This is a genomic window from Streptomyces sp. Sge12, assembly GCF_002080455.1.
Taxonomy (GTDB): domain Bacteria; phylum Actinomycetota; class Actinomycetes; order Streptomycetales; family Streptomycetaceae; genus Streptomyces.
This window is the reverse complement of the sequence record NZ_CP020555.1, coordinates 2,098,571-2,116,205: the sequence shown is the minus strand read 5'-3', so window position 1 is coordinate 2,116,205 and position 17,635 is coordinate 2,098,571. Positions and strand designations below refer to the sequence as shown.

Annotated in this window: 1 protein-coding gene; it reads left to right on the top strand. The window is 73.4% G+C overall.

The genetic code is table 11. The features are described from left to right. Positions 1 to 5 precede the first annotated feature (5 nt). On the top strand, positions 6 to 17,633 hold the full coding sequence (locus tag B6R96_RS09145) for a non-ribosomal peptide synthetase (protein WP_159396307.1): 17,628 nt from the start codon (positions 6 to 8) through the stop codon (positions 17,631 to 17,633). The last annotated feature ends 2 nt before the right edge of the window (positions 17,634 to 17,635 follow it).

The window sequence follows — 17,635 nt, the reverse complement described above, 5'->3', positions numbered from 1 at the left end:
TCCCGTTGTCGTTCGCACAGCGTCGGTTGTGGTTCATCGACCGATTCGAGGGACCGTCGGCCACCTATAACGTCCCCTTCCTCGTGCGGTTGACCGGCGAGCTGGACCGGACTGCCCTGCAGTCGGCGGTGCGCGATGTCGTGGCACGGCACGAGAGCCTTCGTACGCTCATCGTGATGGACGAGCAGGGCGTCCCCTCGCAGCAGGTGCTGCCGGTGGACGCGTCACTGCTCGACGTACCGCTCGTGGAGGTCGCTCCCGGGGCGGTGGACGAGGCCGTCTTCGAGGCGGCCCAGTACACCTTCGACCTGTCGGCGGAGATACCGGTCCGCGCCACCCTGCTGCGCTCCGGCGAGCGGGACCACGTCCTGCTCCTGCTGGTCCACCACATCGCCAGCGACGGCGAGTCGATGGAGCCGCTCTCCCGCGACCTGGCCACCGCGTACACCGCGCGGCTGCGCGGCGAGACCCCGCAGTGGGCGGACCTGCCCGTGCAGTACGTGGACTACACGCTGTGGCAGCGCGAGCTGCTCGGCGACGAGAACGACCCCGAGAGCGTCGTCTCCACCCAGGTCGGCTACTGGCAGGAGGAGCTGGCGGGCGTGCCGACACCGCTGCGCCTGTCCGCGGACCGCCCGCGCCCGCCGGTGGCCAGCCACCGCGGCGACACGGTCGGCTTCCCCATCGACGCCGAGCTGCTGGCGGCCGTCGAGGCCGTGGGCCGCGAGCGGGACATGACCGTCCCGATGGTCCTCCAGGCCGCCCTCGCCGTGGTGCTCCAGCACCTGGGCGCCGGTCACGACATCGCCATCGGCTCCACCGTCGCCGGCCGCACCGACGACGAACTCGCCGACTTGGTGGGCTTCTTCGTCAACACCTGGGTGCTGCGCACGGACCTCTCGGGCGCCCCGAGCTTCGACCGGGTGCTGGAGCAGGTCCGGCAGAAGGCGCTGACCGCCTACGACAACCAGGACGCTCCCTTCGAGCATCTGGTGGAGGTGCTGAACCCGGAGCGGTCCACCGCCTACCACCCGCTCTTCCAGGTCATGTTCACCTGGGAGAACGACGCCTGGATCGATCTGGAGCTGCCGGGTCTGGAGCAGGCGCGCTTCGAGGTGCTCGCCACCTCGACGGCCAAGTTCGACCTGGAGTTCAACTACTTCTCCGACCCGACCGGTCCGGGCATGCTCTGCTACCTGGAGTACGCCACCGACCTGTTCGACCGCGCCACCGCGCAGTCCGTCGTCGACCGCTACCTGAGGGTCATCCGCGAGGTCGTCGCGCACCCGGAGCGGCCGGTCGCCCTGGCGCCCGTCCTGGACGGCGCCGAACTCGACACCGTGGTAAGGGAGTTCAACGACACGGCCGTCGAGCTGCCCGAGGTGACGGTCGCCGAGCTCTTCGAGCGGCAGGTCGTGGCCACCCCGGACGCGATCGCGCTGGAGGCCGGGGAAGAGACCCTCACGTACCGCGAACTCGACGCGCGGGCCGCCCGGATCGCGCGGGAGCTGACCGCGCGCGGGGTGACCGCCGAGACGCTGGTGGGCGTCGCCCTGCCGCGCACGGCGGACCTGGTGGCCGGGCTGCTCGGTGTGTTCAAGGCCGGCGGGGCCTATCTGCCGATCGACCCGAGATACCCGAGCCGGCGGCTCGACTTCATCCTGGAGGACGCGGCGCCCGCGCTGGTCCTGACCGACGAGCAGACCGTGGGCGTGCTGCCGCAGACGTCGATCCCGCAGCTGTTCGTGGGCGACATCGACTTCGGCGGCGCGCAGGACGCGCAGGACGCGGAGGCCGGCGCCGGCGCGGCTGCGGGCGGGCCCGGCCGGATCGCGTACGTCATGTACACCTCGGGCTCCACGGGCACGCCCAAGGGCGTGGCGATCACCCACTCCAACGTGGTGAACGACGTCCTCGGCCTGGCCTCGGCGATCGGCGTCGGCGCGGGGACCCGTGTGCTCGCCGGGACCTCGGTCAACTTCGACGTGTCCGTCTTCGAGATCTTCTCCACCCTCTGCTCCGGCGGCATCGTCGAACTGGTGCGCGACGCGCTCGTGATCGGCGAGCGCGGCGGCTGGACCGGCGGCGTGATCAGCACCGTCCCCTCCGTCTTCGCGGAACTGCTCGGCCAGGTCAGCGGCCGCATCGAGGTGGACACCGTGGTCTTCGCCGGTGAGGCGCTGCCCGCCTCCCTGGTGCAGCGCGTCCGCGAGGCCGTCCCCGGCGTCCGCGTCGTCAACGCCTACGGCCAGAGCGAGTCCTTCTACGCCACCACCTTCTCGCTGTCCGCCGACCAGGAGTGGGACGGCGCCGGCAGCGCCCCCGTCGGCGCCCCGCTCGGCAACGTCCGCACCTACGTCCTCGGCCCCGGCCTGCGGCCCGTCCCGGTCGGCGTGGTGGGCGAGCTGTACGTCGCCGGAGAGATCGGCCGCGGCTACTTCGGCCGCCCCGCCCTGACCGCCAACCGCTTCGTGGCCGACCCCTTCGGTCCGGCCGGATCGCGCATGTACCGCACCGGTGACCTGGCGCGCTGGAACGCCGACGGGCAGCTGGAGTACGCGGGCCGCGACGACGCGCAGATGAAGGTGCGCGGCTTCCGCATCGAGCCCGGTGAGATCGAGGCGGTCCTGACCGCCCACCCGGGCGTGGCCCAGGCCGTGGTCACCATCCGCGAGGGCCGCGGCAGCAAGCAGCTCGTCTGCCACGTGGTCCCGCTCGACGCCGACCAGGGCGGCTTCGGCACCGTCGCCAGCCTCGCCGACCTCGACGTCGACCTGACCACGAGCGTCTCCGTGCGCGAGCTGCGGCGCTTCGCCGCGGGCCGGCTGCCCGAGTTCATGGTCCCGTCCGTCTTCGTCATGGTGGGCCGGCTGCCGCTGACCGCCAACGGCAAGCTCGACCTGGCGGCGCTGCCCGAGCCCGACTTCAGCGGCGGCGAGTACCGGGCCCCGCGCAACCCCGCGGAAGAGGTCCTCGCCGCGGCCTACGCCGAGGTCCTCGGCCTCGACCGGGTCGGCATCGACGACGACTTCTTCGCCATCGGCGGCGACAGCATCCGCTCCATCCAGGTCGTCTCCCGCGCCCGCAGCGGCGGTGTGGAGGTCAGCCCGCGCCAGATATTCGACCAGCGCACCGTCGCCGAGCTGGCCGCCGTCGCGGTCCTCGGCATCGAGGCGGACGCGGGCCCCGTCCTCGCGGAGCTGGAGGGCGGCGGGACCGGCTGGATGCCGCTGCTGCCGATCGGCGAGTACCTGCTGGAACTCGGCGAGGGCATCGACCGGTTCTCCATGGCGATGGCCGTCGACCTGCCCGAGGGCATCGACCGGCCCGCGCTGGCGGCCACCCTGGGCGCCGTGCTCGACCGGCACGACATCCTGCGCTCCCGCCTCGTCACCGCCGACAAGGGCGCAGACATGGGCGCAGACAAGAGCGCCGCCGAGGGCGCCGGAGACCGGGCCGGCCTCCGGGTCGACGCCCCCGGTTCGGTCGACGCCGACGCGCTGATCCACCGCGTCGAGTGCGACGGCCGCTGGGACGAGCAGTGGTTCGAGCGGGCCACCGCCGAACTCAACGCCGCCACCGGCCGCCTGGACGCCGCGGGCGGCACGATGGCGCAGTTCGTCTGGTTCGCCCCGCAGCAGGGCGCCGGGCGCCTCCTGCTCGTCCTGCACCACTTCGTGGTCGACGGCGTGTCCTGGCGCATCCTGCTGCCGGACCTCGCCGCCGCCTGGGAGCAGGTCCGCGCCGGCCGCACCCCCGAGCTGCCCGAGGTGGGCACCTCGGCCCGCCGCTGGGCGCACGCACTGGTGGAGGAGGCCGCCTCGCCCGAGCGCGTCGCCGAACTCGCCCTGTGGCGCTCGGTCGTGGCCGGTCCCGACCCGCTCCTGGGTTCGCGAGCCCCGGACCCCGCCGTCGACGTGATGTCCACGGTGGACCACACCTGGCTCAAGCTGCCGGTCCCGGTCACCGAGACCCTGCTGACCACCCTGCCGGCCGCCTTCCACGGCGGTGTCAACGACGGCCTGCTCGCCGCGCTCACGCTGGCCGTCGCCCGCTGGCGCCGCAACCGCGGCATCGACGAGTCCTCCGCCCTGATCCGGGTCGAGGGACACGGCCGCGAGGAGGACGTCGTCCCGGGCGCCGACCTGTCGCGCACCGTCGGCTGGTTCACCACCATGTTCCCGGTCCGCCTCGACCTCGCCGGGATCGACCTCGACGACGCCTTCACGGGCGGCCCCGCCGCCGGCGCCGCCGTCAAGGCCGTCAAGGAGCAGCTGCGGTCCCTCCCGGACAAGGGCGTCGGCTACGGCCTGCTGCGCCACCTGAACCCGCAGACCGCCGAGGTGCTGCGCCGGTACTCCGCCGGCCAGATCGGCTTCAACTACCTGGGCCGCTTCTCGTCCTCCGCGGACGCGGCCGAGCACCTGCGCGGCCCGGGCTGGACCCTCGCCGAGGGCACCACCGGGCTGATCGCCGACCAGGACGGGTCGATGCCCGCCCTCTCCACGCTGGACGTCGGCGCCCTCGTCACCGACACCGAGCAGGGCCCGGAGCTCACCGCGCGCCTCGCCTTCCCCGCGGGCCTGCTCGCGAAGGAGGACGTGGAGGAGCTCGCCGAGCTCTGGAGCACCGCCCTCCAGGCCCTGGCCCGGCACGCCGCACGGCCCGCCGCGGGCGGTCTGACCCCCTCGGACGTGCCCCTGGTCCGGGTGACCCAGGGCGAGATCGAGGCCTGGGAGGAGAGCTACCCGGGCCTGGCCGACATCTGGCCGCTGACCACCATGCAGGACGGGCTGCTCTTCCACGCCCAGCTGGCCGGCTCCACCTTCGACGCGTACCAGATGCAGCTGGTCTTCCACCTCTCCGGGCAGGTCGAGCCCGCCCGGATGCGGGCCGCCGGCCAGGCGCTCCTGGACCGGTACGCCAACCTCCGCACCGCGTTCGTCTTCGACGCGGCGGGGGACCGGGTGCAGGTCGTACGGGACCGCGTGGAGCTGCCCTGGCAGTACCTCGACCTGAGCGGGTTCGGCGAGGAGGGCCGCGAGGAGGCGCTGGGGCGCTTCCTCGCCGAGGACCACGACTCCCACTTCGACCTGACCCGGGCCCCGCTCGTACGGATGTCGCTGGTGATGCTGGCCCCCGACCGCTGGGAGCTGGTCTTCACCGCGCACCACGTCCTCTTCGACGGCTGGTCGATCCCGGTCCTCATGCAGGACCTGCTGCGGCTCTACGGCTCCGAGGGCGACGCGTCCGCGCTGCCGCGCGTGCCCGGCTACCGCGACTTCCTGGTGTGGCAGGCCGGCCAGGACCGCGAGGCCTCGGCCCGCGCCTGGGCCGCGGAGCTCGCCGGAGTCGAGTCGCCGACCCTGATCGCACCCGACGCCGCCCTCGCGTCCGACCCGGCCGGCATCGGCCAGATCGACATCCCGCTGTCCGCGGACGACGCCCGCGAACTGGGCCGGCGCGCCGCCGAACTGGGCCTCACCCTCAACACCCTGGTCCAGGGCACCTGGGCGCTCGTCCTCGCCGGGCTCACCGGCCGCCAGGACGTGGTCTTCGGAGCGACCGTCTCCGGCCGTCCGCCCGTCGTGCCCGGCGTGGACGCGATGGTCGGCCTGTTCATCAACACCCTCCCGGTCCGGGTGGAGTGCGGTCCCGGCGCCACGCTGGGGGCACTCCTGCGCGACCTGCAGAACCGGCAGAGCGCCCTGCTCGACCACCACCACCACGGGCTGCTGGACATCCACCGCTCGGTCGGGCTGAACGTCCTGTTCGACACCCTCGTGGGCTTCGAGTCGTACCCGATCGACGGCGTCGCCATCAAGGAGGCGAACTCCGCCGCCGGCATCACGGTCACCGGTATCAGCCCGCTCAGCGGCGCCCACTACCCGCTGGTCGTGATGGCCTTCGCCGACCCGCACCTGCGCGTGGCGCTCCAGTACCAGCACCACCTCTTCGACCCGGCCGCCGTCGAGGGCATCGCCGTCCGCTTCGCGCGGATCCTCCGGCAGCTCGTGGCCGACCCGGACGCCCGCGTCGGTTCCGTGCACGTCCTGGAGTCCGCCGAACGCGAGCGGCTGCTCGGCGAGTTCAACGACACGGCCGTGCCCGCCCCGCGGCGGACCGTCCCGGCCCTGTTCGAGGAGCGGGCCGCACAGACCCCGGACGCCGTCGCCGTCGCCTTCGGCGACCGGACCCTGACCTACCGCGAGCTGGACGCCGACGCGAACCGGCTGGCCCACCTGCTCGCCGCGCGCGGCGTCGGCCAGGAGTCCGTCGTGGGCGTGGCCCTGCCGCGCTCGCCGGAACTGGTCGTGGCCCTGCTGGCGGTCCTGAAGGCCGGTGGCGCCTACCTGCCGGTGGACCCGGAGTACCCGGCCGAGCGCATCGGGTTCATGCTGCGCGACGCCGCCCCCACGTTGCTCCTGACGGACTCCGAGATCGTCGCCGGCCTGCCCGCCGGCACCTGCCCGTACGTGGTCCTGGACGACGCGGACACCGCCCCGGCCGTCGCGGCTTCCTCCGCCGAGGCCCTGCCGGCCGCCGCTCACGAGCGCGTGGACCAGCTCGCGTACGTCATGTACACCTCCGGCTCCACCGGTGTGCCCAAGGGCGTCGGCGTCACCCACCGGGCCGTCTCCGGCCTGGCGCTGGACCGCCGGTACCGCGGAGGCGCCCACGAGCGGGTCCTCGTCCACTCCGCCCAGTCCTTCGACGCCTCCACCTACGAGCTGTGGACGCCGCTGCTGGGCGGCGGCACCGCCGTGATCGCCCCCGTCGGCAAGCTGGACGCCGCGGCGCTGGCCGCGGTCATCGCCGAGCAGCGGGTCACCGCGCTGTGGCTGACCGCCGGTCTGTTCAAGGTGATCGCCGACGAGAACCCGGAGTGCTTCGCCGGCGTCCGCGAGGTGTGGACGGGCGGCGACGTCGTCTCCCCGGCCTCGGTGACCCGCGCCCTGCGGGCCTGCCCCGGCCTGGAGGTCGTCGACGGCTACGGCCCGACCGAGACCACCACCTTCGCCACCACCCACCCGATGCCCGACCCCGAGCGGGTCGGCGAGCCGATCCCGATCGGCCGCCCGATGGACAACATGCGCGTCTACGTCCTGGACGCGGCCCTGCGCCCGGTGCTCCCGGGCGTGGCGGGCGAGCTGTACATCGCGGGTGCCGGCCTGGCCCGCGGCTACGCCCACCGCTCCGCACTGACCTCCGAGCGCTTCGTGGCCTCCCCCTTCGGCGAGCCCGGCGAGCGCATGTACCGCACCGGCGACGTGGTCGCCTGGAACCCGGACGGCGAACTCGTCTTCCAGGGCCGCGTGGACACCCAGGTCAAGATCCGCGGCTTCCGCATCGAGCCCGCCGAGGTCGAGGCCGCCCTGGCCGGGCACCCCGGCGTGGCCCAGGCCGTGGTCACCTGGAACGAGGACCGGGCCGGCGAACGGCGGCTCGTCGGGTACGTGGTCCCGCGCGTGGACGGCTCCGACACCTCCGGTGCCGCGGAGCAGGTCGACGAGTGGGAGGAGATCTACGACGACCTCTACGCCGTGTCCCACGCCCGCTGGGGCGAGGACTTCACCGGCTGGAACTCCAGCTACACCGGCGGCCTGCCGATCGCGCTGGACGAGATGGCCGTATGGCGCGACGCCGCCGTGGAACAGATCACCAACTGGTCCCCGCGCCGCATCATGGAGATCGGCGTCGGCACCGGCCTGCTGATGTCGCAGACCCTCGGACAGGTCGAGGAGTACTGGGGCACCGACATGTCGGCCGCGGTCGTCGACCGGCTGCTCGTGCAGGTGGAGCAGACCGGCTTCGGCGACCGGGTGCACCTGCGGCACCAGAACGGCGACGACATCTCCGGTCTGCCGCGCGAGCACTTCGACCTCGTGGTCATCAACTCCGTCGTCCAGTACTTCCCCGACGCCGAGTACATGGACCTGGTCCTGGCGGGCGCCATGGAACTGCTGGCCCCCGGCGGCCGGATCCTGATCGGTGACGTCCGCAACGCCGCCACCCTGCGGCTCTTCCGCAGCGGGGTGCAGCGCGCCCTGCACCCCGAGGCCTCCGCCTCGGTGAGCCGCGCCGCGGTCGCCCGCGCCATCCTGATGGAGAAGGAACTCGTCCTCGACCCCGAGTGGTTCACCCGGTGGGCCGAGCGGCACGGTGCGGGCGGTGTGGACATCCGGCTGAAGGCCGGCCGGCCGCACAACGAGCTGACCCGCCACCGCTACGAGGTCCTGCTGCACAAGGCGCCCGTGGCCGCGCTCCCGCTGGGCGAGGTCCCGGCCGCGGCCTGGGGCCGCCAGGTCGAGGACTTCCTCGGCCTGGAGGAGCTCGTCCGCAGCCACGGCGAGCAGCCCGTGCGCGTCACCCGCATCCCCAACGCGCGTCTCGCCGACGAGGTCGAGGCCGCCGCCGCGATCGGTGTGATCTCCGCACCCGCCGCCGCCGTCCCGGTCCTCGACCCGCAGGACCTGCGCGAGTGGGCCGCCGAGCGAGGCTGGGGTGTCGTGCTCACCTGGTCGGCCGCCGCGGCCGAGTGCTTCGACGCGGTGATCCTCCCGGCCGGGCCCGTCACCGACCAGGTCCTGACCGGCGGGTTCACCCCGTCGGGCCGGGCCGACCGGCAGCTGGCCAACGAGCCGGCCGCCGCGGGCCGGATCGGGGCCCTGGTCGGCTCCCTGCGCGACTGGCTGGGGGACCGGCTGCCGGACCACCTGGTGCCGTCCTCCGTCGTCGCCATCGCCGAGGTTCCGCTGACCCCGAACGGGAAGCTCGACCAGCGGGCCCTGCCCGCGCCGGACTTCGCCGCGGCGGCCACCGGCCGGGCTCCGCGCACCCCGCAGGAAGAGGTCCTGTGCGGCCTGTTCGCCGCGGTGCTCGGCCTGGACCGGGTCGGCATCGACGACGACTTCTTCGCCCTGGGCGGGCACTCCCTGCTCGCCACCCGCCTGGTCAGCCGGATCCGCGAGGCCCTGGACGTCGAACTGCCCATCCGGGTCGTGTTCGAGGCGCCCACCGTCGTGGAACTGGCCCTGCACCTGGCGGCGGGCGCGCCGGTCCGGCCGCCGCTGCGCCGCACGATCGAGCGCCCGGAGTCCGTACCGCTGTCCTTCGCGCAGCGCCGGCTGTGGTTCATCGACCGCTTCGAGGGCCCCTCGGCGACGTACAACGCGCCCTTCCCGCTGCGCCTGACCGGCGAACTGGACCTGGCGGCGCTCGAGGCCGCGCTGCGCGACGTCGTGGCCCGCCACGAGAGCCTGCGCACGCTGATCGTCGAGGACGCCGACGGCGTCCCGGCCCAGCGCGTGCTGCCGGCCGACGAGGCCGAGCTGCACGTCCCGCTCGTGGAGGTGGCGCAGGGCGGTCTCGACGACGCCATGGCCGAGGCCTCGGCGTACCTCTTCGACCTGGCCACCGAGATCCCGGTACGGGCACCCGTGCTCCGGCTCGGCGACCGGGAGCACGTCCTGGTCCTGCTGATCCACCACATCGCGAGCGACGGGTCCTCCATGGCCCCGCTGGCCCGCGACCTCGCCACCGCGTACGCGGCCCGCAAGGAGGGCGGCGCCCCGCAGTGGGCGGACCTCCCGGTCCAGTACGTCGACTACACGCTGTGGCAGCGCGAGGTGCTCGGCGACGAGGAGGACCCGGCCAGCGCCCTCGCCGCGCAGGTGGGCTACTGGCGCCAGGAGCTGGCGGGCGTGCCGCAGCCGCTGCAGCTCGCCTCCGACCGGCCGCGCCCGGCCAAGGCCTCCCACCGCGGCGACGCCGTGGAGTTCGCCCTGGCCCCCGAGGTGGCGGCCGCGGTCGAGGAACTGGCGCGCCGGCACGGCGCGACCTCCTCGATGGTGCTCCAGGCCGCCCTGGCGGTCCTGCTGCACGGGCTCGGCGGCGGTGACGACCTGACGATCGGCTCCCCGATCGCCAACCGCACCGACGAGGCCCTCGCCGAACTGGTCGGCTTCTTCGTCAACACCTGGGTGCTGCGCGTCGACCTGTCGGGCAACCCGGCCTTCACGGAGCTGCTGGAGCGGGTCCGGGGCAAGTCCCTGGCCGCGTACGACAACCAGGACGTCCCCTTCGAGCGGCTGGTGGAGGTGCTGAACCCGGAGCGGTCCACCGCCTACTCCCCGCTCTTCCAGGTGATGTTCGCCTGGCAGAACTTCGCCCGGAAGGACTTCGCCCTGCCGGGTCTGCAGGTGGAGTTCGAGCGGGTCCGCACCGAGACCGCGAAGTTCGACCTGTTCTTCAACATGGCCGACCTGCCCGGCATGGGGGTGGTGGGCCTCCTGGAGTACGCCACCGACCTGTTCGACCGGGAGACGGCCCGGGCCGTCGCCGACCGCTTCGTCCGCGTGGTGGGCCTGCTGGCCGCCGCGCCCGAGCAGCGGGTGGCCGCGGTCGAGCTGGTGCGGCCGGACGAGCGCGAGCTCGTGCTGCACGGCTTCAACGCCACCGAGCGGCCCACCCCCGAGGTGAGCGTTCCCGCGCTCTTCGAGCTCCAGGCCGCCGAGCGGCCCGACGCGGTCGCGCTGGTCTGCGGCGAGGAGTCGCTGACCTACCGCGCACTGGACGAGCGCGCGAACCGGCTGGCGCGCGAGCTGGTGCGCCGCGGAGTCGGCCCGGAGACCGTGGTGGGCGTCGCCCTGCCCCGCACGGCGGACCTCGTCGCCGCGCTGCTCGCGGTACTCAAGGCCGGCGGCGCCTACCTGCCGATCGACCCGAAGTACCCGAGCCGGCGCCTGGAGCACATCCTGGCCGACGCCCGGCCGAAGCTGGTGCTGACGGACGCGGCCACCGCCGATGTCCTGCCGGACTCCGGGATCACCCGGCTGTACCTCGGTGACCTGGCCCTCGGCGGCTCCGCGGACGCCGGCGCCCCCTTCGGCGACGCCGACCGCCCGGCGGCCCTGCTGCCGGACCACGCGGCCTACGTCATGTACACCTCCGGCTCGACGGGCGTGCCCAAGGGCGTCACCGTCACCCACTCCAACGTGGTCAACGGCGTGCTGCGGCTCGCCTCCACGATCGGCGTGGACTCCGGCACCCGTACCCTCGCCGGCGCCTCCGTCAACTTCGACGTTTCCGTCTTCGAGGTCTTCACCACGCTGGCGGCGGGCGGCACGGTCGAACTGGCCCGTGACGTCCTGGTCATCGGCGAGCAGGGCGGCTGGACCGGCGGCGTGATCAGCACCGTCCCCTCGGTCCTCGCCGAACTCCTCGACCAGGTCAACGGCAAGATCACCGCGGATGCGGTGGTCTTCGCCGGTGAGGCGCTGCCCGCGTCCCTGGTCCGCCGGGTCCGCGAGGCCGTCCCCGGGGTCCGCGTCATCAACGCCTACGGCCAGACCGAGAGCTTCTACGCCAGCACCTTCGCCCTGCCGGCCGACGAGGAGTGGGACGGCACGCACACCGCCCCGATCGGCGCGCCGCTCGGCAACATGCGCGCGTACGTCCTGGGAGCGGGCCTCGGCCCGGTGCCCGTGGGCGCGGTGGGCGAGCTCTACGTGGCGGGCAACGTCTCCCGCGGCTACCACGGCCGCACCGCCCTGACCGCCGAGCGCTTCGTCGCCGACCCGTACGGTGCGCCCGGATCGCGGATGTACCGCACCGGCGACCTGGCCCGCTGGCGGGCCGACGGGCAGCTGGAGTACGTCGGCCGCGGCGACGCCCAGCTCAAGATCCGCGGGTTCCGCATCGAGCCCGGCGAGATCGAGGCCGCCCTGACGGCGCACCCCGGTGTGGAGCACGCCGTGGTGACCGGCCAGATCGGCCCCGACGGCGCCAAGCGCCTCGTCGGCTACGTCGTCAGCTCCCCGGACTCCGGCGGCCAGGTGGACGCGCAGGGCCGGTTCGAGGCCGACATGACCTCCGGCATCACCATGCGGGAGCTGCGCCGCTTCATCACCGGCCGGCTGCCGGAGTTCATGGTCCCGGCGGTGCTCGTGCCGCTGGACCGGCTGCCCCTGGCCCCCAACGGCAAGCTGGACCGGGCGGCCCTGCCCGAGCCGGACTTCGCCGGGGAGAGCTACCGGGCCCCGCGCAGCCGCACCGAGGAGGTGCTGGCCGGGGTCTACTCCGAGGTCCTCGGCCTCGAACGGGTCGGCATCGACGACGACTTCTTCGCCATCGGCGGCGACAGCATCCGGTCCATCCAGATCGTCTCCCGCGCCAAGGCGCACGGCGTCGTCGTCAACCCGCGGCAGATCTTCGAGCTGCGGACGGTGGCCGAGCTGGCCGCCGCCGCGGGCAGCCAGGACCTCGGCCCGGTCCTCGCGGAGCTGGAGGGCGGCGGCACCGGCTTCATGCCGCTGCCTCCCATCGCCAAGTACATGCTCGAACTCGGCAGCAGCTTCGACCGGTTCTCGATGTCCGCGGCGCTCGACCTGCCCGCCGGCATCGACGAGGACGGGCTGACGGCGGTCCTGACGGCGGTGCTCGACCACCACGACATCCTGCGCTCCCGTCTCGTCCTCGACGGCGACGGCAGCCTGGACATCGCCGCCCCCGGCACGGCCCCGGTGGCCGCGCTGGTCCGGCGCGTGGCCTGCGAGGGCACGTGGGACGAGGCCTGGCTGGAGACGGCCAGGGCCGAACTGGACGCCGCGACCGGCCGGCTGGACCCGGTGGCCGGCACCATGGCCCAGTTCGTCTGGTTCGCCCCGGAGCAGGGGGCCGGCCGACTGCTGGTGGTCCTGCACCACCTGGTCGTCGACGGCGTGTCCTGGCGCATCCTGCTCCCGGACTTCGCCACGGCGTGGGAGCAGATCGCCGCGGGCTCCGCCCCGGCCCTGCCCCCTGTCGGCACCTCCGCCCGCCGCTGGGCGCACGCGCTGCACCACGAGGCGTCCGACCCCGACCGCATCGCCGAACTGGCCCAGTGGTCCGAGATCGTGGACTGCAACGACCCGGTGCTCGGCTCGCGGGCCCTGAACCCCGCGGTGGACGTCATGTCCACCGTGGAGACGGTCTCCCTGGAGCTGTCGGAGCAGGTCTCCGAGGCCCTGCTGACGGCGGTGCCCACCGCCTTCCACGGCGGGGTCAACGACGGCCTGCTGGCCGCCCTCGCCCTCGCGGTGACCCAGTGGCGCGCCGACCGGGGCGTCGAGGAGTCCTCGACGCTGATCCGGCTGGAGGGCCACGGCCGTGAGGAGCAGGTCGTGCCCGGCGCCGACCTGTCCCGTACGGTCGGCTGGTTCACCAGCATGTTCCCCGTACGGCTCGACCTCGCCGGTCACGACGTACAGGAGGCCCTCGCCGGCGGCGCGGCCGCGGGCGCCGTCCTCAAGACGGTCAAGGAACAGCTCGTGTCCATCCCGGACAAGGGCGTCGGCTTCGGCCTCCTGCGCTACCTCAACCCGTCCACCGCGGCCGAGCTCGACTGGCGCGCGACCCCGCAGATCTCGTTCAACTACCTGGGACGGGTCGCCGCCGCGGACACCTCCGACGGACAGCGGGCCACCGGCTGGAGCCTGGCCGCCGACGCGCTGGGTCTCGCCGCCGACCTGGACGCGGACATGCCCGCGCTCGCCACGGTCGAGATCAGCGCCTACGTCACCGACACCGACCGGGGCCCGCGGTTCAACGCCCGCGTCTCCTACCCGGCGGGCGTGCTCGCGCAGGCCGAGGCCCAGGAACTGACCGACCTGTGGGTCCGTGCGCTGGAGGGCCTCGCCCACCACGTCACCACCCCCGCGGCCGGCGGCCTGACCCCCTCCGACCTCCCGCTGGTGCGCATGACGCAGGCCGAGATCGAGAACTGGGAGGCGCAGTACCCGGGCCTGGCCGACGTCTGGCCGCTGACCCCCCTCCAGTTCGGTCTGCTCTTCGAGACCATGCGCCTGGAGGAGAACGCCTTCGACCCGCACATCGTGCAGGTGGCCTTCCACGTCCAGGGCCGGGTCGACGCGGCCCGGATGCGGGTGGCGGCGCAGGCGCTCCTCGACCGGTACGCCAACCTGCGCACCGCCTTCGTCACCGACGCGAACGGGGACCTCACCCAGCTGGTCCTCGACCGGGTCGAACTGCCCTGGCGGGTCGCCGACCTGCGCGGGCTCGACGACGCGGCCCGCGAGGAGGGACTGGAGCGGATCCTCGCCGAGGACCACTACGCGCAGTTCGACCCGGCGAAGCCGCCGATGCTGCGCGCCTCGCTGGTCCAGCTGGCCGAGGAGACCTCCGAACTGGTGCTGACGGTGCACCACGCGCTGTTCGACGGCTGGTCGTTCCCGCTGCTCGTACGGGACCTCGCATACCTGTACGCCTCCGAGGGCGACGCCTCCCAGCAGCCGCGCGTGCCCGAGTACCGGGAGTTCCTGCGCTGGCTGTCCCGGCGGGACGACAAGGCGGCCGCCGCGGCCTGGGCCAAGGAGATGGAGGGCGTCAGCGAGCCCACCCTGCTCACCTCCGAGACCCCGGTGGACGCCGGCGAGGACGCCCGCGTCGGGCAGGTCGACATCCCGCTTCCGCTGGACGAGGCCCGCGCCCTGAAGAAGCGCGCCGCCGAACTGGGCGTGTCGATGGGCACCCTGGTCCAGGGTGTGTGGGCGCTGATGCTCGGGCAGCTCACCGGAAAGCGGGACGTGATCTTCGGAACCACCGTCTCCGGCCGCCCGGCCGAGGTGCCCGGCGTCGACCAGATGGTCGGCCTGTTCGTCAACTCCCTGCCGATCCGCGCCGAGTACGCGCCGAGCGAGACGCTCGGGCAGGTGCTGAAGAACCTCCAGGAGCGGCAGACCGCCCTGCTGGACCACCACCACTTCGGGCTCCACCGCATCCAGCGGGAGGCCGGTCTGAAGGAGCTCTTCAACACCATCGTGCTGTTCCAGTCCTTCCCGGTCGACAAGGAGGCACTGGGCGCGGCCAACACCGCGGCGGGCGTCTCGTTCACCGGGATCCGCCCCTCCGCCGGCGCCGCCTACACGGTGGGCCTGGCGGCCGACGCCGAGCCGTACCTGCGCATGATCCTGCAGTACCAGCGGCAGGCCATCGCCGCGGAGACGGTCGAGCGGATCGCGGAGCGGGTGCTGCACATCCTGCGGCAGCTGATCGCCGACCCGCAGATCCCGGTGGGCGCGCTGGACGTGCTGCACGAGGCCGAGCGCGACCGGCTCCTGTTCGACTTCAACCGGACGCGGACCGAGACCCCGTCGCTGACGCTGCCCGCGCTGTTCGAGCGGAAGGCGGCCGAGGCACCGGACGCGGTCGCGGTGCTCTTCGAGGACGAGAAGGTGACCTACGGGGAACTGGACGCGCGGGCCGACCGGCTGGCGCGGGTCCTCGTCGAGCGGGGCGTCGGACCGGAGACGGTCGTCGGCGTGGCCCTGCGGCGCTCGCCGCAGTGGCCGGTCGCGGTCCTCGCCGTCATGAAGGCGGGCGGCGCCTACCTGCCGCTGGACCCGGCCTACCCGGCCGACCGGCTCACGTACATGGTCGAGGACTCGGCGACCGGGCTGATCCTGACCGACGGCGCCACGGTGGACCGGCTGCCCGACCTGCCCTCGGACCTGCTGAACCTGGACGCCCCGGAGCTCGCCGCGGCCCTGACCGCCGCGGACGGCGCCCCGCTGTCCGACACCTCCGGGTTCCGGCCGGCGGCGGTGGCCAACACCGCCTACGTCATCTACACCTCGGGCTCCACCGGCCGCCCCAAGGGCGTGGCCGTCACGCACACCGGCTTCGCCAACATGGTCGCCGAGGTGACGGAGCTGCTCGGCATCACCGCCGACAGCCGGGTCCTGCAGTTCGCCTCGCCGAGCTTCGACATCTCCGTCGGCGAGATGTGCATGTCCCTCTTCGCGGGCGGCGCCCTGGTCATGGCCGACCCCGACCGGCTCGCCCCGGGAGCCCCGCTCGCCGAGACGGCCGACACGTTCGGGGTGACCCACGCGATCCTGACGCCCACGGTGCTGGCCGCCATGCCGGCGGGCTCGCTCTCCACCGTCGAGTCCCTGATGGTGGCCGGCGAGGCCACCGCACCGGAGCTGGTGGCCACCTGGTCGGCCGGCCGCCGGATGTTCAACGGCTACGGCCCGACGGAGACCACCGTCGGCGCCACGGTCAGCGAACTGCTCGCCGACGCCCCCGTGTCCATCGGACGCCCGATCCGCAACACCCGGGTCTACGTCCTGGACTCGGCGCTGCGACCGGTCCTGCCGGGCGTGCCCGGCGAGCTGTACATCGCCGGCGCGGGCCTCACCCGCGGCTACCTCGGCCGGCCGGAGCTGACCGCCCAGCGGTTCGTGGCCTGCCCGTTCGGCGAGCCCGGCGAGCGGATGTACCGCACCGGCGACCTGGTCGAGTGGACCGGGGACGGCGAGCTGGTCTTCCGCGGCCGCACCGACCACCAGATCAAGATCCGCGGGTTCCGCATCGAACTCGGCGAGATCGAGACCGCGCTGACGGCCCACCCGACCGTGGACCACGGCGTCGTGACCGCCCGGGACAACCTGGCCGGCGACAAGCAGCTCGTCGCCTACGTCATCCCCGCACCGGGCGAGAGCGTGGTGGCCGAGGACCTGCGCAAGCACCTCACCGGCCGGATGCCGGAGTACATGGTCCCGTCCGCCTTCGTCACGCTGGAGCAGCTGCCGCTCACCCCGAACGGCAAGCTGGACCGCGAGGCCCTGCCCGACCCGGAGTTCAAGGGCGGAGCCGACTACCGCGCACCGCGCAACCCGCTCGAGACCACCCTGGCGAAGCTGTTCGCCGAGGCGCTCGAACTCGAGAAGGTCGGCATCGACGACGACTTCTTCGACCTCGGCGGCCACTCGCTGCGCCTGACCCGCCTCATCAGCCGGATCCGCGCCGTCCTCGGGGCCAAGGTCCCGATCCGCGTGATGTTCGGCGCCACCACCGTGGCCAAGCTCGCCGAGTACCTGGAGGCCCAGGTCAAGACCAGCCGGGCGCCGGTCTTCGCCGACCCCTTCGCCGTGGTCCTCCCGATGCGCACCGAGGGCGCCAAGCCGCCCCTGTGGTTCATCCACCCGGGCGTCGGACTGTGCTGGTCCTACGTGGGCCTCGCCCAGCTCCTCGGTGACCGGCCGGTGTACGGCATCCAGGGCCGCGGGTTCGACGGAACGGGCCGGGCCGAGTCCACACAGGCCATGCTCGACGACTACCTGGAGCAGATCCTCGCGGTCCAGCCGGAGGGCCCGTACCACCTGGTGGGCCACTCCACGGGCGGCACCTACGCCCACGCCCTCGCCGCGGCACTGAAGCAGCGGGGACACGAGGTGGCGCTGCTCGCCCTCATGGACAGCCCGCCCAGCGCCTGGTTCCGGCACATCGAGGACCCGGTGAACATGCCGGAGGTCCGCGAGTTCTTCAAGGAGTTCTTCATCGGCTCCGGCGTGGACGAGGACCGCGAGGCGCTGGTGGAGAACGGCAGCCACCTCTTCAAGTCGCACGCCGAGATGCTCCTGGAGTGGGACTCGCCGGTCTACGACGGCGACGCCGTGTTCTTCAACGCCACCCAGAACCCGGACGAGTCCTACGCCGGCATCTGGGCCCCGCACATCGGCGGAACCGTCCGCGAGTACGACATCGACGCCACGCACATGGGCATGCCGAAGGCCGGGCCCGCGGCGGAGATCGCCCGCATCATCAACCTGCACCTCGAGGGGAACTGACC